This is a genomic window from Candidatus Binataceae bacterium, assembly GCA_036495685.1.
Classification (GTDB): Bacteria; Desulfobacterota; Binatia; order Binatales; family Binataceae; genus JAFAHS01.
The window spans coordinates 30,518-49,705 of sequence record DASXMJ010000149.1; the positions used below are offsets into that span (position 1 = coordinate 30,518).

The window sequence follows — 19,188 nt, forward strand, 5'->3', positions numbered from 1 at the left end:
CGCGTGCCACGAGTTGTCGGAATGAAGATCAGACGCCTTTGAGGTGCCCGATATGGTCCAGCATCGTCGCGCGCCAGCCGCCGTCCAGCTCAATGACCTGGATCGATCCCAGCTCGACACTCGGCTGGTTGCCCGTCAGATGTTGTACCGCCGTGCGGATCACGCCGCGATGTGCGACCAGGAGCGCCGCAGATGCGAGGTGTGACTCGGGTCGCCACAGCGACAGCATCTTTCTGACACCACCAATTACTCGTTCGGCGAAGGCGCGGCGGCTTTCGCCGTCTGGATAGGCATATCCGGGAGCAAGCCGCTCGGTGTTCCACTGGGCATAATGCTCCGGATAGCGTTCGCGAATTTCTTCGGCGGTCAGCCCTTCGAACAGGCCGAAGTGTACTTCGACAAACTCCTCGAGAACGCAAAGCTCGGCCGACTCGCCAGCGATGAGTCGCGCGCCTTCCGCGGCGCGGACCAACGGACTGGTGAAAACCCACCGCAATTGCGGAGAACACAGCTCCAGGAGCGCAGCCCGCACTGCGTGCATCTGCGTGCGCCCGAGATCGGACAGCGGCACATCAGTACGCCCATGATACCGAATACTGGATTCACCCTCGGTTTCACCATGGCGCACGAGAATAAGCGTCGGTCTCATTGCCCTCACAAGAAGACCCTTCCGCGGCGGCCGCCGGGTTCAACGTTAAGAGGGCTCCTCACCGAACTCGATGCGTTTCCGAGTCCGAACTGGGCGCGCGCGATTCGGCGTACAAAGCAGCTTTCCGGTATCTTCTCTGCTGTTCCATTCATCTCACCCACCGAACATCGAGCTGGTGTTGACCGCAGGTCCGCTGTCCTATTAAAGGAGGCCCAAGAGATTTCGCATTCAGCAGAGGCAAGCTCGGATAAGTAGCGCATTGCCATGCAGGTTGGCGACAGCCAGTATTTCGTCGGCTGGGGTACCCTGGCGCTCATCAATGGCGGCCTGGCACAGGGCAAGCAGAGAAGCGGGCTCAACTGGTTTTTGCTTTCCATCCTGCTCGGTCCGCTCGCGACTCTAATCCTCCTCTTCCTTGACTAGGATCGCGGCACACGCTTGTGCGCCGCGGCTCAGTGGTGGTCGAGCGTTTCAGTCATCCAACGGATTCAGTACCAACCCGGTCGCCAGCTTCGGAAAAAAGTAGGTCGATTTTTCCGGCATGGTGGCTCCGGCGTCACTCACCCGCTCGACCTCGTTGATCGACGGCGGGTTCACAAGGAATGCCCCATCAGCGCGGCCGTCGCGGACCGCGTCGAGGGCCGCGTTCGCGTCGATGGTGTACTCAAGGTTGCCGCCTTTGCGGATTTCAGATGCTGTTAGCGAAAAAATCTGATCGAAGATCAGCGTGTGTAGAACAGTAACATCGAGACTCCGCACTTCCGCTGGCGCTTCCGGAATCGCCCGCGCGGTCGCGTCGGGGTTCTTAACGCGAACCACGAAAAAGCGTTGCGCGCCAGCCAGGGCGATTCCGATCGTGCCGTCTCCTCCGTCGACGAGACCGTTGTGCAGCGCGGCGCGGTCGTTGACCGCGCTTACCTCAAAGACTTCGTGCGCCTGAGCGGCGAACGACGCCATCGCCTGTGGGCGCAGACGCCGCACGATGCGATGGGTCGGCAGAACCACGAGCCCCGGATCGTCGCAGGCGACCAGCGTCATCATCGTATAGTCGAAGCCTTGCGGATCGCTGGGGTGCTCCGTCGCTCGCCGCTCTCTTCGATAGCTTAGCGCGGTTTCGTAGCGATGGTGCCCGTCGGCGATAAGTAACCGCGCCGATTCGAGCGCACTTTGCACGGTCGCGATTTCATCGGGCGCCTCGATTGCCCGCAGCTCGTTGCGGATTCCGAGCGAGTCGTCGGCCTCGATCAGGGGGGTACGCGACATGATTTCGGCGCGCAGACGATCAAGCTCGGGATGCGAGCCGGAATAAAGACCAAAGATCGAGCTGATGTTGGTGCGGGTCGCGGCGAGCAGCTTGAAACGGTCTTCCTTGGGTGCGGGAAAGGTCTTTTCATGCGGCAGGATTCGGCCGCGGGCGAAGTCCTCCAGCCGAAAGCGCACGACAAACCCTGTCCGGACGAAGTTGCGCCCTTCAACCTGAAAGCGCTGGGTATAATGGAAGAGCGACGGGCGCTCGGCGCGGCGTAGCACACCCCGGTCTACCCACTCCCGCAAGGTCGCCTGAGCGGTGGCGTACCGATCGGCATCACGCCCGAGCTCGAGGCGAACCACGTTGTAGGGGCTGCGTTCGTAAAGATCGCGCTGTTCGGCCTCGCTGATAACGTCGTAGGGTGGAGCGAGCACCCGCGTGAGGTCGCCCACGGTGCGCTGGTCATAGAGGAGGCCCCGCAGGGGCTCTATCCGCGCGCCCAGACGATTCATTCTAAGGCTTCTCCGGCGAGCGCTGCCGCAATCTGGCGACCCGACACGGCGCCTTCCCGAATAATCCGCCACCGATCGCCTGCCACCTCCAGAACCGTGCTGGGTGCGCTGGTCCTCAGAGTCCCACCTTCAAGGTATACTTTAACTTTGTTCCCGAGCGCTTTGCGCGCATCCGCCAGGGTTTTTGCGGGGGACTCGCCGGCGCGGTTGGCGCTGGTCGCCGTGATAGGTCTCTCGAAACCTGCGGCTAGCGCCCGCGCGGTCGGATGCGATGATACCCGCACTCCCACCCCTCCACTTACACCGACCAGCTCCGGCGCAATCTGCGCCGCGGCGGGAAGTACGAGCGTCAACGGTCCTGGCCAGAAACATTCCGCGAGCCGCCGTGCAATTGGCGATACTTCCCGCGCCAGCGAAAACGCCGAGCGGGTATCCGCGGCTATCATAGCGACGGTCTTCGCCGCATCACGTCCCTTAATTGCGAATAGTCGTTTGAGAGCAGACTTTGACGACGGGTCTGCGGCGACTCCGTAAAAAGTCTCGGTCGGGTAGACGACCAGCTCACCGGCACGCAGAACGTCTATCGCGTCCTGGATCGTGCTGATCGTCGGATGCGATGCGGAGGCCTTGGCAGAAGAAGAACCCGGCAAGCGAGGCTCCTTGGGCAACCGCCTCTAGGTTAGCGGCGGCCGGCATCGCTGCGCGACAACGCCCGATGAGCGATATCGCGCCGCATGTACCTGCCCTCAAATTCTATCATTTGCGCTGCCTCGTAGGCGCTGGAAACCGCAAGCTCCAGGGAGGGCGCCATCGCGGTAACGGCGAGCACCCGACCTCCATCGGTTACGAGTTGGCCATCTTTGAGCGCGGTGCCCGCGTGGAAAACCTTGACGCGGACCTTCTTCATTGCCCATCGAACCTTCGCGTCCGAAGGCGCATTGCCCTCGATTTTTTCGATGCCGGTTATGGGAAGCCCCTTGCGGTAGGTGCCGGGGTAGCCGGCGGACGAAAGTACCACGCAGGCCGCGCTTCTGGGCGACAGGTTAACCGAAACCTGTTTGAGGTTGCCTTCCGCTGCGGCGAGCAGCAGGGCGCCGAGGTCACCTTCAAACCGCATCATCAGGGCCTGGCATTCCGGATCGCCGAAGCGCGCGTTGAACTCGATCACTGAAATCGCCTGCTCGTTCACCATCAGCCCCGCAAACAACACTCCCCTAAAGGGCGTTCCCCGCGCATTCATTTCCCGGAGCGTGGGCTGGATGATCTCGCGCATGATGCGCTCTTCAAGTTGGGGGGAAAATTGCGGCACCGGAGAGTACGCGCCCATTCCGCCCGTATTTGGTCCGCGGTCCCCATCGAAGATGGGCTTGTGGTCCTGGCAGGTCCCGAATGGGATCGCGTACTCGCCGTCGCACAGCGCAAAGAAAGATAACTCCTCACCGGCCAGGAATTCCTCGATGAGCACGCGGCGTCCGGCTGGGCCGAATTTGCCGCCCTCCATCGCGTCAGTGATCGCGCCGAGGGCGGCCTCGCGATCGGTGCAAATCGTGACTCCCTTACCGAGGGCGAGGCCGTCGGCCTTCACGACCAGCGGTAGGTCGTGACTTGAGACGTAGCGCCGTGCCGCGGCTGCATCGTCGAAGAGTTCGTAGGGTGCAGTGCGAACCCCGGCCGCGCGCATGACGGATTTCGCAAACGACTTGCTGGTCTCGAGCTGCGCGGCGGCCCCGGTGGGTCCGAAAATTTTTATTCCAGCCGCGTTGAACTCATCGACGATTCCAGCGCCAAGGGGATCGTCAGGCCCGACCACAACCAGATCGACCTTCTTGTCGCCGGCAAACGCAACCAGCGTGGGAAAATCCAACGGTGAGATGGGAGCCGGCTCGGCAAGCTGATTGATTCCGGGGCTGCCGCTCGCACAAAACAGCCCCCACACACTTTGGCTCTGATGCAGCCGCCAGCAGAGCGCATGCTCGCGTCCGCCTTTGCCGATTACCAGGACTTTCATGCCGCGTGGAAGGCCGCCTCGCCGTGGAGCGCACCCTGCCCCCGGATGACGCCGGACCCACATCACAAGGGCGGTCGCACAAAAACAGGCGTGTTCGAACTTTACCGCACGATCAGGTCCCTCGCCACCGAGGCCCGCGAAGTTTTGTCAACAGAGGCTGAATTTCGAACCAATCGGACCAGCACCACTAATCGCCCTTAGTGGCGGAAGTGCCGGATGCCGGTGAACACCATGGCCAGACCGTATTTGTCCGCGGCCGCGATCACTTCCTCGTCACGGACCGCGCCGCCCGGTTGGGCGATCGCGGTGGCGCCCGCCTCGGCCGCCAGGGTCGGGCCGTCGGGGAACGGAAACAAAGCCTCCGAAACCAGCACCGAGCCGGCCAAAGAGACTTTGAGGCGTGCGGCTTTCTCGCGGGCGGCGTAAACCGGATCGATGCGCGAGGTTGCGCCGCCGCCCACCGCGAGCGTGCGATCGTCGGTAACGAATGCGATGGCGTTCGACTTGATGTGCTTGCAGACCTTGATGCCGAATTCCAGTGCACGGAATTCCGCGTCGGTCGGTCTGCGCCGGCTTACCACCTTGCCGTCGCGAGGATTTTCGATGGCCAGGTCGGGTGTCTGCACCAGCAACCCGCCCACGACTTTCTTCAGGTCGAATTCAGCGCGCGGGACCTTATCGGCGTGAAACCGCATTACGCGGCGATTCTTCTTCTTGCGCAGGAACGCGAGAACGTCGTCGGGAAATGCCGGTCCGATCAGAACTTCCGTGAACAGCTCATCGACCGCACGCGCGAACTCCATGTCCCAGGGGCGATTCGAGATGATGATTCCGCCGAATGGCGAATCGGGGTCGGTCGCGAACGCTTTGTCCCAGGCGGCTTTAAGCGTCGGCCCAAGACCGACTCCGCAGGGCGTGTTGTGCTTCAAGATCGCGACGAGGGCCTGGCGCTCGTCCTGGAACTCCAGCATCAGGTTCACCGCGGAGCTGATGTCGAACACGTTGTTGAAGGAAAGCTCCTTGCCGTGGAGTTGCTCGGCCACTTCGAGAAAATGGCCATACAGCGCACCCTGCTGATGCGGGTTTTCGCCGTAGCGGAGGCCCTGCTCGCGGGGCAGCGAGAGGCTGTAGGTCTCACCTAGTGCGGACAGCTCGCCTTCGCCGCCGTGAGTTCCCAGCCAGTTTGAAATTGCCGCATCGTACGCGGCGACGCGCGCGAACGCCTTGCGCATCAGGCGCCAGCGGGTCGCGGCGCTTACCGTGCCGCCGTTGCCGTCCAGCTCCGCCACGAACGATCTGTAATCGGCCGGATCTACGACGATCGCTACGTCTTGGTAGTTCTTCGCGGCGGCGCGCACCAGGGTGGGCCCGCCGATGTCGATGTTCTCGATCGCCTCGGCCAGACTCACGTCCGCGCGCGCAACGGTGTTTTCGAATGGATAGAAGTTCACTACCACGAGATCGATCGGCTCGATGCCGTGATCTCGCAGCTGACGTTGATGGCTGGGTTCGTCGCGGCGGGCGAGAATGGCGCCGTGGATCTTCGGATGAAGGGTCTTAACGCGACCATCGAGCATTTCCGGGAATCCGGTGAATTCTTCCACCGCTTTTACCCTGATGCCCGCGCCTTCGAGCGCAGCCTTCGTGCCACCGGTGGAGAGCAACTCCACCCCATGGTTGGCGAGAGCCTGGGCGAATTCCGCCAGTCCGTCCTTGTTCGACACGCCAAGCAGCGCACGGTGAATTTTAACGCGATCTGCGTCCATACGATTTTAGCCCCGGCAAATTCGCGGTACGCGTTTCCCGACCGTGCACAACATCTCATACGAGATGGTCTGCACCAGCCGAGCCACATCGTTGACGCTGATCATCGCTTCGCCGGCCCCTCCCCAGAGAATAACTTCGTCCTCGACCGACGCGCCCGGTATATCGGTGACGTCGATAGTCGTCACATCCATCGAGACTGCGCCGACCACGGGTGCGCGTTTACCTCGAATCAAGACTTCGCCGCCATGTTGCAGGCCGCGCTTGTACCCGTCGGCATAACCTACCGGCAGGACCCCAATGGTGCTTTCCCGTGCGGTGACAAAGGTGTGCCCGTAGCCGATGCCGGTTCCCGCGCTCACCCGCTTGACCTGCATCAGACGGGTCTTGAAAGTCATCACCGGGCGCAAGTCAACCTTCTCTCTCACTGCGGCTACCGGCGGGAGGCCGTATATGGCTAGCCCCGGGCGTGCCAGATCGAAATGAGAATCGTCGCGCAGCACCAGCGCCGCAGAATTCGCGACGTGGCAAATGGTGGGGACGAATCCCGCATCGGAAAGCGCGCACAACGCGCTGCGGAATACTGCAAGCTGGGAATCGGTAACCTCGCTGGTCGGATCGCTTGCGTTGGCAAGGAGCGTACACAGACCCTCCACCCGAAGGGTCGGCGCGCCACGGAGTCGATCGATGAGCGCCCCCAGGTCGGACGGCACGACACCGAGGCGGGTAGCGCCGGTGTCGACCTTCAGGTGGATCGAAAACTGCGTTCGCCCGGCCTCGGCGGCCGCTTTTTCCAACGGTGCAATCAGCGAGGTATGAAACACAAACGGGGTGAGGTCGAGGTCGACAATTTCGCGCGCCTGCGAAGCGAAAAAGCCCGCCTGTAGAAAGATGCGCGCCTTGAGGCCGGCGTCGCGCAGCTCGCGGGCCTCATCGATGGTGGCGACGCCGAAGTAGTGGCATCCCTCTGCCGCCAACGTGCGCGATACGACGATCGCACCGTGCCCGTAAGCATCGGCCTTGACCACCACCATCAGCTCGCCGTGCGATGCGGTGGCTTTGAGCGCGTGATAGTTCGCGCGCAACGCGTCGAGATCTATCTCCGCGAAGGTGGGGCGTCCCACATTTTCCGTCGTAGTGCTGATGTGCTTCCCGCCTGGACCCGTCCTGCGACTTGGGCGCAACTAAAACGCCCGAGCCTCGTTCATGGCTCGGGCGCTATGTGCTCGATTCGCAACTTGCTTCGATATGGCTTGAGCCACTTCGAATTTCGCCCGTCAAGGGGCGAAATTCAGCTAACCACCGCAAGTAGGCACAGTCAATCAAACGCGCTGTGGGTTTGTGGATTGTCGATGTGGCCGAAAACTTCTCTCGTCGGTTGCCTCTCTACGACCGCAAGGTCGGCCCACGAGCCGGTCGAATGATGGTTGCGAATTGGATCCAAGCGCCAGCGCCTGTCGCCGTTTCGCTTTCTTTATTCGCGCCGAGTGATATAAACAGATCAGGCTGGGGGTGCGCCTTAGGCGCTGAGAACTCTCAGACGGGAGAACCCCTCGAACCTGATCCGGGTCATGCCGGCGTAGGGAAGCCACGACGGCCGAACGATCGTTGGTCGGCCGAAAGCCGCTTCCCAGGGCGCCCGGGAGGCGGCTTTTTTCGTGGGTGCGGCCAAAGACTCCAGCGCGTTTACCATCACGCTCAATGGCGAGCCGTACCGCCTCGATGGCGAGGCGCGACTCAGTGCGCTGATCGCCGCTCTCAAGATGCGCCCCACCCGAATCGCGGTCGAACTGAACCGTGAGGTGGTGCCCAAAGCCGACTACGATAAGACCACTCTCAAGACGGGCGACGAACTGGAAATAATCAATTTCGTCGGAGGCGGATGAGCTTCGACGCTCAAGCAAGGAACACAGGCGCGAAGCTTGCGTCGCAAGTTATATGACTCAAGACTCTCCCTTCAAACTGGCTGGCAAGACCTTCAAGTCGCGCCTCATAGTCGGGACCGGCAAATATAAGGACTTCGCCGAGACCCGCAGCGCGGTGGAAGAAAGCGGCGCCGAAATCGTCACGGTCGCGGTGCGGCGCGTCAACATCACCGACCGCGGCAAGGAAAACCTGCTCGACTATCTCGACCCCAGGCGCTACCAGATTCTGCCCAACACCGCAGGATGCTACACGGCGGAGGAAGCTATTCGCACCTGCCGGCTGGCGCGCGAAGTCGGCGTCGGCGACATGGTCAAGCTCGAAGTGATCGGTGATGAGAAGACGCTGTTCCCGGACGTGCCCGCCACCATCGAGGCTGCCAAGGTGCTGGTCAAGGAAGGCTTCAAGGTTCTGCCCTACATCACCGACGATCCGGTTACCTGCCTGAAGCTGCAGGAAGTCGGATGCGTCGCGGTTATGCCGCTGGCGGCGCCAATCGGATCGGGGCTCGGCATCCGCAATCCCTACAATCTTGCGATCATCGTGGAGCAGGCCAAGGTGCCGGTCATCGTCGATGCGGGTGTCGGCACCGCATCGGATGCTGCGGAGGCGATGGAACTTGGCTGTGATGGCGTGTTGATGAACACCGCGATCGCGGGTGCGAAGGATCCGCTTGCAATGGCGCGCGCGATGAAGCTCGGGATCGAGGCCGGCCGCATTGCATACTTGTCGGGGCGTATCGAGAAGAAGCTTTATGCGACTGCATCGAGCCCCATAACCGGAATCGTTCGGTGACAGGCGTTTGAGCGGAACTCGCCGGGTTAGCTTCCGCCTCTATCTCATTACCGATCGCAGAGCGGTCAAGTCGGCAAGTCTCCTCGACGCGTGCGAGGCCGTCCTGCAGATCGCGGCGGACCTTGCACCGCCGGGAAGCGTGGCACTCCAGCTCCGGGAGAAGGACCTCGACGCACGCGAAGTGTACGCACTCGCTTGCAGATTGCGCGAAATGACCACCCGCCTAGGTGCACCACTATTCATCAATGAGCGAGTTGACATCGCGGTCGCTTCCGGTGCCGACGGCGTCCATCTGCCGGTCGCATCAATCGGCGCGAGTGCTGCGCGCAAGCTCCTAGGCAATCATCGCCTCGTGGGAGTTTCCACGCATTCTGCACCCGACCTGATGGCGGCCTCGCGCGAAGGGCAGGCCGACTTTGCGGTGTTCGGCCCCGTGTACCAGCCGTTGTCCAAAGGATCGTACGGTGCGGTCCAGGGCGCCGCGGCCCTGTTTCAGGCCTGCGAAGCAGGTTCGCTTCCGGTCTTCGCCCTGGGGGGTATAACCCCCGCGCGGGTCGCCGAGCTCTACGCCAACCCGGAGAGCGTGAATCTTGCCGGGGTCGCGGCCATCGGCTCGATCATCGGGGCAGACTCGCCCCGTCAAGCGATGCGCGCGATGCTGGAAGCCCTCAAGGTTGCGCCGAGTTCGTGACCTCGTGCACCGCTGCGATCAGATCGCCAGAGCGTGGCAGCTGCCGGTAATATGGCGAGGTAAAAACCCACCGCACCTTGCCGGTGTGATCGAGCACAAAAAAAGCCGGAATGGCGTTGTCGGGCTCACCGTTGCGGTGATGCTGGACCAGCCCGAGCGGTCCCAGGACGGTTTCGTGCTCATCGCTAAGGAGCGGCACGTCGGAATGCAAAAAGCCGGACAGCATTTTTGAGCGATCGATTGGATCCGCGCTCAGCGCGATTAGCGCCACGCCGTTTTTCCGCAGTTGTGGCAGCACCGAATTCAGATCCGCGATTTCGTGGCGGGCAAACGCACAGTAGTCACCGCGATAGACGTACACCAGGGTAGCCCTCGACCCTTGGGTCGCAGGACCCTGGTGGATGACACCGTGCTGGTCGGGAAGCGCAAATGCCGGGAACCTGCCGCCGACCCCGACCGCCAGATGAAACGGCGGATTCAGGGTGCCACGCAAGGTGTAACTTATGAATCGCCCGCCGCCGACTCCGATCGCCGCGCTCGCGAAGATCGCCAGCAGCGAGAAACCGAGCTTTGCGTGGGGCGACCACAGCCGCAGGGCCTCTCGCACGCCGGCCAGCGCGATTACCAGGGCCGCGGCGATCAGACCATACGATGGCCAGGGGATGCGTTCGTGAATGCCGAGAGACTCGGACGACCAGAAGTTGAGCAACACCCATTCGTAAGTTCCGAAGCCGATCGCTGTGAGCGCGAGCGCAGCCAGAGCGCGCAACGGTTGGAAGGGCGGGGTGACCCAGACGACTTCTTCGGGCGCGGGTTCCGACGCTGGTTGCGGGGCGGGAACGATTGTGGCGGCGGGCTCTTGGTCGGCGCGCATCAGGCTGGAATGAGTTCTTTGAGCTCGGCAACCGTCGCGAATTCGATTCCCGCGTGCCTCCACTTATGCCGAATGGCATCGGCATCGTCGCCGATATCGGCTATCGCGTCGCTCACGATCGTGAGCTTTGGGCCAAGCTGGGTGAGACCCTCCACCGCATGAGCGACGCAGATTTCCGTGTACACGCCGTAGAGCACTACGTCGCGAAACGGCTCCAGCAACATCCGCAGGATCGCGCGCGCGTGCCGGTTGCCAATAAACACGTCGAACTCCTGTTTCTCGAACACGATTTCCCCCTGGTGACTCAGCGCGGTCTCGATCTCTTTGGGGCTGAGCGGATGGTTGGGGATATAGAGCGGATGGAGCGGCTCGGTCTCGGCGATTTTTTTCTGTCCCTCGCTGCCGTCCATGCAGTGATCGTCGTGCTTGCCGCCGTTGCGTTTGAGTTCCGGGTCGTTGGGAAAATGGCGATCCACGGAGCACACGATGCGGATGCGATTGTCCCGCGCCATCGTGGTAAGCGCTGCAAGTGCCGGGATGATCCGCTCCGCGCCGGAGACGTACAGCGTGCCGCCCGGGAGTAGGAAATCGCGCTGCGTGTCAACGTCGTAGAATATTGTAGATTCCGGTTGCACGATCGGAATTCGGTCCGCGCCTCTCTTCAGTGTATTCCGATTCGTGCGTGGTGGGTAAGCGGATTAGAAGTGACCGGGTTCCCGCTCGCGGCGATTGTCACATTCAAGCTGAACGGTCATGTGATGGATGTTGAATTTCCTCTGCAGCAACTGCGACATCTCTGAGAGTACCTGGTCGTGATCGACCGCGTCGGTCACCACGCAATGCGCCGAGAGCGCAACCTCGCGGGTGGTCAGACACCATACGTGAAGGTCGTGCACCTCTTCGGTCCCATCCACCGCGAGCAGATCTTCACGCAGTTGGGCGAGATCTATGTGCCCCGGAACCGATTCCATCAGGATATCGACCCCTTCGCGCACCAGGCCCCACGAGCTGTAAAGCACCAGCGCGCCGATCAGTATGCTGACCGCGGGGTCTGCCTGCACGAACCCGGTGAAGTAGACCAGTGCACCCGCGATCAGGACGCCACCCGAACCGATAAGGTCCGAGAGCACGTGGACAAACACCGCCCGCAACGCCATTCCGCGGCCACCGTGCGGACCGTCTTTGTGCTCGGCCGTCAACCACGCCGAAAACGTATTGACAGCAATTCCGACCAGCGCCACTGCCATCACGCCAAGGCCGTGCACCTGTTCGGGATGACGCAGGCGGCTGGCCGCTTCGATCCAGATGAACACGACCAGCAGCCACAGGAACAAACCGTTGAGCAGCGCACCCAGGATCTCGGCACGAAGATAGCCGAAGGTTTTCCCGACCGTCGCCGGTCGGGCCGAAATCCACAGCGTCAACAAGCTCAGGCAGATCGCCGCAATATCGGTCATCATGTGGACCGCGTCCGAGAGCAAGGCGAGGCTGTTGGTAAGCCAGCCCGCTACCACCTCGGCGATGAAATAGAGTGACGCGACCGCGAGCACGATGTACAGGCGGCGCCGATCAGCGGCTACGCTCGAATGTGAGTCAGGCGCGTCCATGGCAGCACGAATTCAGCCGGTGGGTGGTTACCGGCGCCGCGCTCAATCATATTGGATTAGCGAAGAACAGTTGACGGGCGTGACTCGTGCGCGCCCGCCCAGGGCTTTCAACTCGATAATAAACGAACAGCCGATGACCCGACCACCCATTTTTTCAGCCAGCTTGATGCTGGCCGAGGCGGTCCCGCCGGTTGCGAGCAGATCGTCAACGATCAGCACCCGCGAGCCGCTGGTAATTCCGTCGCGATGCATCTGCAATGACGCGCTGCCGTACTCGAGCTCATATGACTCATCGATAGTGTCAAACGGCAGCTTCCCGGGTTTGCGAGCGATGGTGAATCCGACCCCCAGGCGATAAGCGACAGGTGCGCCCACGATGAACCCGCGGGATTCGATTCCCAGCACCACATCGGCCGCTCCGAGATACCGCTCGGCCATCAGGTCGATAACCTGCGCGAACGCGCGGGCATTTCTTAGTAATGGGGTGATGTCCCGGAAGATGATCCCGGGCTTGGGAAAGTCGGGAATATCGCGGACGAGGTTTTTCAGCTCCTCGATGGTCATTGCCTGGCCTTCTGCGTGTACCGCGTCGCGGGGAAGTACGACGGAGCATGTAAGAATACCCGCGGCCAGGTGAAAGAACAATTTGCACAGTCTGGAAGATGCGAAAGCGCAGCCGAAGGGCGGTCATCACTTATGTTTGCGGTCGCGCTTTTTCTCCCCGGCTTGCAGCTCGCGCAGGTAGTCATCGAGGCGGTCGAAGCTTTCCTCCCAGAAGCGGCGGTAGCGCTCCAGCCACTCGGCCGCATCCTTGAGCGGGGTCGCTTTAAGACTGCACGGGCGCCACTGCGCTTCGCGGCCCCGCGTGATCAGCCCGGCTCGTTCCAACACCTTAAGATGCTTGGAGATGGCCGGCATGCTCATCTCGAATGGCTGCGCGAGTTCGGTCACCGAAAGTTCGCCCAACGCCAGACGGGCAAGAATCGCGCGCCGGGTGGGATCGGCGAGCGCGGAAAAAGTGTTGCTTAGAGTGTCAGGCGTCATCAGGCCACGAACCTCACCACTAGATAACTAAATGGTTAAATATCGTACGCCCGCTTGTCAATGGGCAGCGAAAATCACCACGCCCCGACCCGCCCCCTTTGGGGTGGGCCGGCACCCTCACCGCGCACCTTACAGACGCATCACCGTGATGCAGATCATTGTAATTCCCGCGAAGACTACCACGTCCCGCTCTGCTCGGCGTAAGTGATTCCCGGGGCCGCCGGCGGCTCGGGGAGGTAGGCGAGGGGATTGTGGGCGACATTTTCGTAGCGCACTTCGAAGTGCAGGTTTGCGCCGGTGGTGCGGCCGCTGGTGCCGATTCGAGCGATGGTCTGCCCGCGCACCACGCGGGCGCCTTCTTTGACCAGGTTTACTTCGTTGTGGCCATACACGGTTGCGTAGTCGTCGTCGTGACCGATGATTACGACATTGCCGTAGCCATGCAGCACGCCGGAAAAAATCACTGTACCGCCATCGGCCGCGTGCACCGGGGTGCCTTCCGGAGCTGCGATGTCGATTCCTTGGTGCATCGCGCCGTTGCGAATCCCGAACCCCGACGACACCATCCCATCGGAAACCGGCCATCCGAATTGCCGCGACGCGCGCTCGCCGTGATAGGGGAAGGCGTGTGAGGTTCCCGCGTAAGCCGGAGCTGACCCGCGGTAGATGCTCGGAATGGTTAGGATCTGTCCCACGCGCAGGTCGCGCGGGTTAGTGAGGCCATTGGCGTTCATCAGGGCGGTGGTGCTAACGCCGAATTTCGCCGCGATGCGGTAGACCGTATCGCCGGATTTCACCAGGTAGCTGGTCTGCGATGAGGAAACCACCGCCGGGGGAGGAGGCGGTGCACTGCTACCGCACCCGATCAGTACGAGCACGCTCATCAGCGGCCAGAGCGCAGCCGCCACCCCCGCGTACGTCCGCCACCCGCCAACCTTCACCGCCCCTGTCGCCAACCTCCTGTGGCCCTGATTCGTCCGGGCCGGGCATCGGCATTATATCATTGACTGCCAGCTACAGTTCGATCACGTGCCCGTCAAGGTCGGAACGCGCCCCGGACCCTATTCTGCGCGCGTCGCGCGCTACTCGCTGAAACCCTGCTTGCCGGTCATTTTCACGTAACGGCATTCGCCGAAATATTCTTCCTGCCAGTGACCGTTGTTCAGGCTGACCCTCACCAGGCTCTGTAACTCATCCTCTCCGATCGGGGCGACCAGACGTCCTCCAGGAGCGAGCTGCTGCAGCATCATCCTAGGGATATGGGGCATCGCCGCGCTGACTATGATCGCGTCATACGGCGCGGCAGTGGCATAGGCCTCGGACCCATCCCCCAAAATCAGATGTACATTGGCCAGGCCCATCGCGCCCAGAAGAATTCGCGCCCGCTGATGAAGGTGTTCGATGCATTCGATCGAGTAGACCTCGTGCACCAGGTGCGCAAGCACCGCCGCCTGGTAGCCGGAACCGGTTCCTACCTCGAGCACCCGCTCGCTGCCCAGGAGCGCGGCAGCTTCGCACGTGAGCGCGACCATGTAAGGCTGCGAGATGGTCTGCGAATCACCGATGGGCAGCGGGCCGTCGTCGTAGGCATGTTCCGCGTATTCGGCAGGAATAAATCGATGGCGCTCCACCGAGCGCATCGCGGCCAGTACTCGAGGATCGCGAACCCCGCGCGCCTCGATCTGCTCCTGGACCATCCGCGCCCGTGCTTGAGTCAAGTCCATCGATGCTGACCCCGATTATACGCGTGCCGCCGCAAGCGTTTAAGGGCAACTTACGCACGACGCGTGGTCCTCACATACCGATCGGTTTGTAATTTCCTTGGCCGCTGTGTTAGGCCGACTGATGAGGTGCGTCGAAGGGGCCGCACCTTGAATTGGGAGGCGGCACGCTGATGGCGGACGAAGCACAAGCTTGGCGTGAACAGACGGTCGCGGTCGACGGCACCAGCCTAATCGTCGAGAGAGGCGGCGCAGGCAGACCCTTGCTGGTTCTCCATGACGAGCTGGGTAATCCGGGATGGCTAAAGTGGACCCGCGCACTCGCGAAGCGCCGAACTCTCCTTATCCCCCTTCATCCCGGGTTTGGCCGCACCGAGCGCGCGGAATGGATGCTTTCGATTCGCGATCTCGCGGGCTTTTATTCGCGTTACGTCAAGGAAAACGGGCTCGGCCCGGTCGATGCGATCGGGTTTTCGATGGGCGGATGGATTGCCGCGGACATGGCGGCGTCGAATCCAACCCAATTTCGCAAGCTGGTCCTGGTCGCACCAACCGGCATTCGACCACCCACCGGCGACATCCTCGACATCTTTCAGGTCATGGCGCCGCAGCAGGTCATCGCCAGCGTGTATAGTCCCGCCAACACTCCCGAGTTCGGCGAGCTGTACGGTGGACCCATGTTGCCCGAGCAATTCGAGAAGTTCGAAGAAGCCCGCGCCCAAACCGCGCGACTCGCGTGGACCCCATATATGCACAACCCCACCTTGCCGCGCCTCTTGGGAGTTGCGGCTGGACTGCCTACACTGATCGTGTGGGGCAAGCAGGATGCGATCGTCCCGGTGAGCACGGCCGAAGCATATCGGCAGGCGATCGGAGGCGCGCGCGTGGTGACGTTCGACAACTGTGGTCATCGCCCGGAAATCGAGAAATCCGCGGAGTTCGTCCGCGAGGTTGAAGCGTTCCTCGGGGAATAGGCTCCGGAACGCAGAGGAGATGCGGCCATGCACATAATGTATTTCACCGAGCGTCCCTATCGGCACGTTCCCAACGATGAAGTTATCAAGAACGGCTTCTTTGGAATTCCGAACAAGCATTTCGATTCCGCCAAGGGCTCGCAGCTGCTCAACGAATATCTCGACGAAAAGGTCCTCGCGGAGCAGCTCGGCTTCGATGGCGTGATGTTGAATGAACATCACGACACCGCGTTCTGCATGGGCTCGGTGATGAACGTGGAGGCCGCCATTCTGGCGCGTATCACGGAGCGCGTGAAGATCGTGCTGCTGGGCAACCCGCTGCCGGTGGTCGGCAATCCGCTGCGGCTCGCCGAAGAACTGTCGATGATCGACATGATTTCGCACGGCCGTCTGGTTGCGGGATGGGTTCGCGGCGCGGGCAGCGAGCAATTTGCGACCAACGCCAACCCCGGCTACAACCGCGAATACTTCAACGAGGCGCATGAGCTCGTGGTGCAGGCGTGGACTCGGCCGGGCCCGTGGCGCTACGAAGGCAAGCATTTCAACTATCGTTTCGTCGACCCGTGGGCGCTGCCGCTTCAGAAACCTCATCCTCCCATCTGGATTCCCGGTCTGCTCAGCCCCGAAACCGTCGTCTGGTGCGCACAGCACCGCTATCCGTACATCGCGCTAGCGACCTTCCTCGAGCCGACCGTCGAACTGTGGAACATTTATCGTGATGCGGCGGCAAAGGAGGGCTACCAGGTAGGTTCCGAGAACTTCGGCTATTTGCAGAAGGTGTTTGTTGCGGAGACCGAGGAGAAGGCGCGCGACCTCGCCAAATGGGACATGTTCGGCGGCGCGGGAATTGGCTACAGCCTGTTCGGCAAGCCGCAATGGATGTTCCCCCCGGGCTACAACTCCAAAGAAGCGACCCGGCGCGTCGCGCGGCAATTCTCGGATCCGAATTCTTCGGCGGGCAGTCCGTTTGCCGACGCGACTACCGGCCGCAGTTCCAACGGCACCAGCGTGGCGGAATCGCAAATCGATTTTCGCACCGGGGTCTGGCAGGAGCAGAAGATCGACGTCGAAGCCACCCGCAAGCAAATCCTCGAGACCTTCCCCCAGGTGGAACGTTCGCTGCAGGTGATTTGCGGAACGCCCAAGAGTGTCATCCCGAAGATTCGTAAGGTGCTCGAGGTGTTGCGGCCGGGAATCTTCGGCTTCTGGCAAAACGACGGACCGATTTCGGCCGAGGCGCGCACCACCAATATCCGCCTGATCGCCGAGGAGGTACTTCCCGCGACGCGGGAAATCGGCAAAGAGTTGGGCCTGGTGTCGCCGTTCGACGTGCAGCCAGGCTCGCGCAAGCTACCGGCCTCGGGTGTTCCGGAATCGGTCGGCTCACTGGCGCCGCTGGCATCGTAGAAAAAGGAAAATCCGCGGACTTGCGCAGATCTCGGAAATCGACGCTGCGCACCCGCGGACGCCCTGATTCTTATCCGATCGTCAGCTTTAGCCACGCCAGCAGATCGCCGAGCACTTCCTCGCGATTGGTCTCGTTCATTACCTCGTGCCGCGCATCGGGGTAGTAGCGCTCTGACACGTTCGTGATTGCGGCTGCGCGATAACGTGCGGCGACCGGCTTGAGCCATTCAAGTTTGTGATTCACTGGGTCCGCGTCGCCGGCGAAGAGGTAGATGGGCAGGTCCTTGCGGATTCGTGCGAGTTCCTTGGGATCTGCCAGCCGCAGCGCCGACATCCCCAGACTCATCATCGACGCCGGCGTCAGTTGAAAACCGCACAGCGGATCGGCAACGTACGCGTCAACCGCGCCGGTATCACGCGACAGCCAGTCGAAGTGGGTCCGCGCCGGTTCGAAGGCCTTGTTGAATGCGGTCAGGTCACCATCGGGTGTCGAATTCATCGCGAGCAAATCGGTCGCGACCGATCCGGAAAGAGCGACACCGACAATGTCCAGACTGTGCTCGATAATGTATTGCTGGGCCGCAACGGAACCCATGCTGTGACCCAGCAATATCACCGGCAGCGCGTGCTCGCGCTCGCGCGCGATCCTGGTCAGCACCGACATGTCGTCGACCAGCCCGTTCCATCCTGCCGTCCCGAAATCTCCGATCGAATTCGACCGTGTCCCGCTCAGTCCATGACCGCGATGATCGTTGGCATAGACGTGGAAGCCCGCTCGATTCAGTGAGGCAGCCACGTGATCGTAGCGTTGCGCGTGTTCGGCCATGCCATGTGAGATTTGAACGATCGCGGAAGCCGGGCCGTGCGCGGGCCATCGATATGCAGCGATCTCCAGTTGGTCCGAGCTCGTGAACCAGAATTGTTCGCGATTCATAGACGATGCATTATCGCGATTTTGTGCACGAACTCTACCGCCACGCGCTCTTTACCGGTGTCTTCTTGATCAGGACGCCCACATAGTGCGAGTTCAGCGGCGCAATGAAGTCCAGCCATGAGCAGAACGCCCATGCATAGCGACCCAGCCTGCGCGTGATCGGAGGAACCGCTGAAGCGCTGCGCACACGGAGCTCAAAACCCGGGAACGCGCGCGCAATCCGATCGCGGGTCATCGCGATCATCTCGGCGCCGCCGCGCGGGGGCTGATAGCGGAAGTCGTACCACAGAACGATCCCACCCGGCCTCAGCACTCGCGCGACCTCGGCGGCAACCTGCATTCGCGTTTGCTCATCGGGAACCAGTGAGAGCACCAGGAACATGGAAACCATGTCGAACGAGGCGTCCTCGAAATCCAGATCCACGGCGTTGCAGCAACGCAGATCAATACCGGGCAGGGAATGTTCCCGAGCCGCCTGAATTCGTTCCTCCAGAATGTCCACGCCGTGCAAATCGTGCGGTAAGGCGCCCCATTCCCCGTAGCGGCGCAGCCAATATCCAAAGCCGCAGCCGACATCGAGGATCTTGCGGCCGGCAAGATTTCGGAAGCCATGCTTCCGAAGCGCGTTTAGGAACAGACGCTCTTCGGCCTGCACGCGAAACAGATAGCCCGGATCAAACCACTGCTCGCGCTGACTTGGGCGGCGAACCGTTACCTCCCTGATAGCGGTCGCCAGGTTTCGCTGCGGGGCCTCTTCAGCAGTGAGCTTTTCGATGAGCCTTTCTCGTGCGTTCACCCGGGCCTCCCCTTCGATGGATCGGCGTCGCCGTCGGTTGCGCGTCGGTACAGGAGAAGCAGAAAGCGTACCAGCTGCCCAGGTGCGGTTTATGACGCGATCACGCCATTGTCATCTGAGCCCGGTTCCCTCCCGAAATTTCAATTCAGATGGCGTCCAGCGGTTCGATCTCACGACGGTGCCGATTATCGAAGCGGGCTGCAGGCGAGGTCGAGAATACGAAGTGAGCCGGGGAGCGCC

At 61.7% G+C, this 19,188-nt stretch carries 21 protein-coding genes and 1 riboswitch; of the genes, 6 read left to right on the plus strand and 15 right to left on the minus strand.

Annotated features, from left to right (window positions below; all coding sequences use genetic code 11):
• Positions 1-28: 28 nt before the first annotated feature.
• Positions 29-649 (minus strand): histidine phosphatase family protein, encoded by a 621-nt coding sequence (locus tag VGI36_14180; protein HEY2486295.1) that lies wholly within the window; start codon positions 647-649, stop codon positions 29-31.
• Positions 650-913: 264 nt separating this feature from the next.
• Here VGI36_14180 and VGI36_14185 point away from each other — a divergent pair, with 264 nt between their 5' ends.
• Positions 914-1,072: a hypothetical protein gene (locus VGI36_14185; protein HEY2486296.1), complete on the plus strand. Its 159-nt coding sequence runs from the start codon at positions 914-916 to the stop codon at positions 1,070-1,072.
• A gap of 48 nt (positions 1,073-1,120) precedes the next feature.
• Here VGI36_14185 and VGI36_14190 read toward each other — a convergent pair whose 3' ends face one another.
• The 5 genes from VGI36_14190 to alr all read right to left on the minus strand — a co-directional run bounded on the left by VGI36_14190 (position 1,121) and on the right by alr (position 7,306).
• Positions 1,121-2,410 (minus strand): DUF1015 domain-containing protein, encoded by a 1,290-nt coding sequence (locus VGI36_14190; GenBank protein HEY2486297.1) that lies wholly within the window; start codon positions 2,408-2,410, stop codon positions 1,121-1,123.
• Complete coding sequence (locus VGI36_14195) at positions 2,407-3,060, minus strand: L-threonylcarbamoyladenylate synthase (protein ID HEY2486298.1); 654 nt, start codon at positions 3,058-3,060, stop codon at positions 2,407-2,409. Before VGI36_14195 ends, VGI36_14190 begins: the two co-directional genes overlap by 4 nt.
• Positions 3,061-3,089: 29 nt before the next feature.
• Complete coding sequence (gene purD / locus VGI36_14200) at positions 3,090-4,418, minus strand: phosphoribosylamine--glycine ligase (GenBank protein ID HEY2486299.1); 1,329 nt, start codon at positions 4,416-4,418, stop codon at positions 3,090-3,092.
• Positions 4,419-4,615: 197 nt separating this feature from the next.
• Positions 4,616-6,184, minus strand: a complete 1,569-nt coding sequence (gene purH, locus VGI36_14205; protein HEY2486300.1) for a bifunctional phosphoribosylaminoimidazolecarboxamide formyltransferase/IMP cyclohydrolase — start codon at positions 6,182-6,184, stop codon at positions 4,616-4,618.
• Positions 6,185-6,190: 6 nt separating this feature from the next.
• Positions 6,191-7,306 carry an alanine racemase gene (gene alr / locus VGI36_14210; GenBank protein ID HEY2486301.1) on the minus strand — a complete coding sequence of 372 codons (1,116 nt, stop codon included), beginning with the start codon at positions 7,304-7,306 and terminating at the stop codon, positions 6,191-6,193.
• A gap of 374 nt (positions 7,307-7,680) precedes the next feature.
• A riboswitch (TPP riboswitch) is annotated at positions 7,681-7,785 on the plus strand.
• A 55-nt stretch (positions 7,786-7,840) separates the two neighbouring features.
• Here alr and thiS point away from each other — a divergent pair.
• From thiS to VGI36_14225, 3 genes are read left to right on the plus strand one after another with little or no spacing between them, the layout of a single operon-like run.
• A complete protein-coding gene (gene thiS / locus VGI36_14215; protein ID HEY2486302.1) occupies positions 7,841-8,068 on the plus strand; it encodes a sulfur carrier protein ThiS in 228 nt (75 codons plus the stop codon).
• 52 nt (positions 8,069-8,120) lie between these two features.
• Positions 8,121-8,900, plus strand: coding sequence for a thiazole synthase (locus tag VGI36_14220; GenBank protein ID HEY2486303.1), 780 nt, complete (start codon positions 8,121-8,123; stop codon positions 8,898-8,900).
• A 7-nt stretch (positions 8,901-8,907) separates the two neighbouring features.
• Positions 8,908-9,591, plus strand: a complete 684-nt coding sequence (locus VGI36_14225; protein HEY2486304.1) for a thiamine phosphate synthase — start codon at positions 8,908-8,910, stop codon at positions 9,589-9,591.
• Here the strand turns inward: VGI36_14225 and VGI36_14230 are convergent.
• The 7 genes from VGI36_14230 to VGI36_14260 all read right to left on the minus strand — a co-directional run bounded on the left by VGI36_14230 (position 9,569) and on the right by VGI36_14260 (position 14,840).
• The gene (locus VGI36_14230) at positions 9,569-10,465 is read right to left on the minus strand and encodes a redoxin domain-containing protein (GenBank protein HEY2486305.1); all 897 of its coding nucleotides are present in this window, start codon (positions 10,463-10,465) and stop codon (positions 9,569-9,571) included. The two genes, VGI36_14225 and VGI36_14230, sit on opposite strands and share 23 nt — an antisense overlap.
• Positions 10,465-11,100, minus strand: coding sequence for an isochorismatase family cysteine hydrolase (locus VGI36_14235; protein HEY2486306.1), 636 nt, complete (start codon positions 11,098-11,100; stop codon positions 10,465-10,467). Before VGI36_14235 ends, VGI36_14230 begins: the two co-directional genes overlap by 1 nt.
• Before the next feature lie 63 nt (positions 11,101-11,163).
• Positions 11,164-12,072, minus strand: a complete 909-nt coding sequence (locus tag VGI36_14240; GenBank protein ID HEY2486307.1) for a cation diffusion facilitator family transporter — start codon at positions 12,070-12,072, stop codon at positions 11,164-11,166.
• 42 nt (positions 12,073-12,114) lie between these two features.
• Positions 12,115-12,636 (minus strand): adenine phosphoribosyltransferase, encoded by a 522-nt coding sequence (locus VGI36_14245; protein ID HEY2486308.1) that lies wholly within the window; start codon positions 12,634-12,636, stop codon positions 12,115-12,117.
• Between the two features lie 126 nt (positions 12,637-12,762).
• Complete coding sequence (locus VGI36_14250) at positions 12,763-13,116, minus strand: metalloregulator ArsR/SmtB family transcription factor (protein HEY2486309.1); 354 nt, start codon at positions 13,114-13,116, stop codon at positions 12,763-12,765.
• A gap of 176 nt (positions 13,117-13,292) precedes the next feature.
• On the minus strand, positions 13,293-14,057 hold the full coding sequence (locus tag VGI36_14255) for a M23 family metallopeptidase (GenBank protein HEY2486310.1): 765 nt from the start codon (positions 14,055-14,057) through the stop codon (positions 13,293-13,295).
• Between the two features lie 141 nt (positions 14,058-14,198).
• Positions 14,199-14,840, minus strand: coding sequence for a protein-L-isoaspartate(D-aspartate) O-methyltransferase (locus tag VGI36_14260; GenBank protein ID HEY2486311.1), 642 nt, complete (start codon positions 14,838-14,840; stop codon positions 14,199-14,201).
• A 170-nt stretch (positions 14,841-15,010) separates the two neighbouring features.
• Between VGI36_14260 and VGI36_14265 the strand changes: the two genes are divergently transcribed.
• Together VGI36_14265 and VGI36_14270 are read left to right on the plus strand one after the other, a co-directional pair.
• The gene (locus VGI36_14265; GenBank protein HEY2486312.1) at positions 15,011-15,811 is read left to right on the plus strand and encodes an alpha/beta hydrolase; all 801 of its coding nucleotides are present in this window, start codon (positions 15,011-15,013) and stop codon (positions 15,809-15,811) included.
• 27 nt (positions 15,812-15,838) lie between these two features.
• Entirely contained in the window at positions 15,839-17,218 is a 1,380-nt protein-coding gene (locus VGI36_14270) for an LLM class flavin-dependent oxidoreductase (protein HEY2486313.1), read from the plus strand.
• A 70-nt stretch (positions 17,219-17,288) separates the two neighbouring features.
• On the opposite strand, the gene VGI36_14275 is transcribed toward VGI36_14270, so the two are convergent.
• Both VGI36_14275 and VGI36_14280 read right to left on the minus strand, forming a co-directional pair.
• Positions 17,289-18,152 (minus strand): alpha/beta hydrolase, encoded by an 864-nt coding sequence (locus tag VGI36_14275; GenBank protein ID HEY2486314.1) that lies wholly within the window; start codon positions 18,150-18,152, stop codon positions 17,289-17,291.
• Positions 18,153-18,186: 34 nt separating this feature from the next.
• On the minus strand, positions 18,187-18,948 hold the full coding sequence (locus VGI36_14280; GenBank protein ID HEY2486315.1) for a class I SAM-dependent methyltransferase: 762 nt from the start codon (positions 18,946-18,948) through the stop codon (positions 18,187-18,189).
• Positions 18,949-19,188: the final 240 nt, after the last annotated feature.

Excerpts from the sequence above, each read along its gene's own strand:
- VGI36_14260 (HEY2486311.1), bottom strand. The coding sequence starts at position 14,840 with ATGGACTTGACTCAAGCACGGGCGCGGATGGTCCAGGAGCAGATCGAG.
- purD (HEY2486299.1), bottom strand. The coding sequence starts at position 4,418 with ATGAAAGTCCTGGTAATCGGCAAAGGCGGACGCGAGCATGCGCTCTGC.
- VGI36_14275 (HEY2486314.1), bottom strand. The coding sequence starts at position 18,152 with ATGAATCGCGAACAATTCTGGTTCACGAGCTCGGACCAACTGGAGATC.
- VGI36_14185 (HEY2486296.1), top strand. The coding sequence starts at position 914 with ATGCAGGTTGGCGACAGCCAGTATTTCGTCGGCTGGGGTACCCTGGCG.
- VGI36_14265 (HEY2486312.1), top strand. The coding sequence starts at position 15,011 with ATGGCGGACGAAGCACAAGCTTGGCGTGAACAGACGGTCGCGGTCGAC.
- VGI36_14270 (HEY2486313.1), top strand. The coding sequence starts at position 15,839 with ATGCACATAATGTATTTCACCGAGCGTCCCTATCGGCACGTTCCCAAC.
- VGI36_14220 (HEY2486303.1), top strand. The coding sequence starts at position 8,121 with ATGACTCAAGACTCTCCCTTCAAACTGGCTGGCAAGACCTTCAAGTCG.
- VGI36_14190 (HEY2486297.1), bottom strand. The coding sequence starts at position 2,410 with ATGAATCGTCTGGGCGCGCGGATAGAGCCCCTGCGGGGCCTCCTCTAT.
- purH (HEY2486300.1), bottom strand. The coding sequence starts at position 6,184 with ATGGACGCAGATCGCGTTAAAATTCACCGTGCGCTGCTTGGCGTGTCG.
- VGI36_14245 (HEY2486308.1), bottom strand. The coding sequence starts at position 12,636 with ATGACCATCGAGGAGCTGAAAAACCTCGTCCGCGATATTCCCGACTTT.
- VGI36_14230 (HEY2486305.1), bottom strand. The coding sequence starts at position 10,465 with ATGCGCGCCGACCAAGAGCCCGCCGCCACAATCGTTCCCGCCCCGCAA.
- VGI36_14250 (HEY2486309.1), bottom strand. The coding sequence starts at position 13,116 with ATGACGCCTGACACTCTAAGCAACACTTTTTCCGCGCTCGCCGATCCC.
- VGI36_14180 (HEY2486295.1), bottom strand. The coding sequence starts at position 649 with ATGAGACCGACGCTTATTCTCGTGCGCCATGGTGAAACCGAGGGTGAA.
- VGI36_14240 (HEY2486307.1), bottom strand. The coding sequence starts at position 12,072 with ATGGACGCGCCTGACTCACATTCGAGCGTAGCCGCTGATCGGCGCCGC.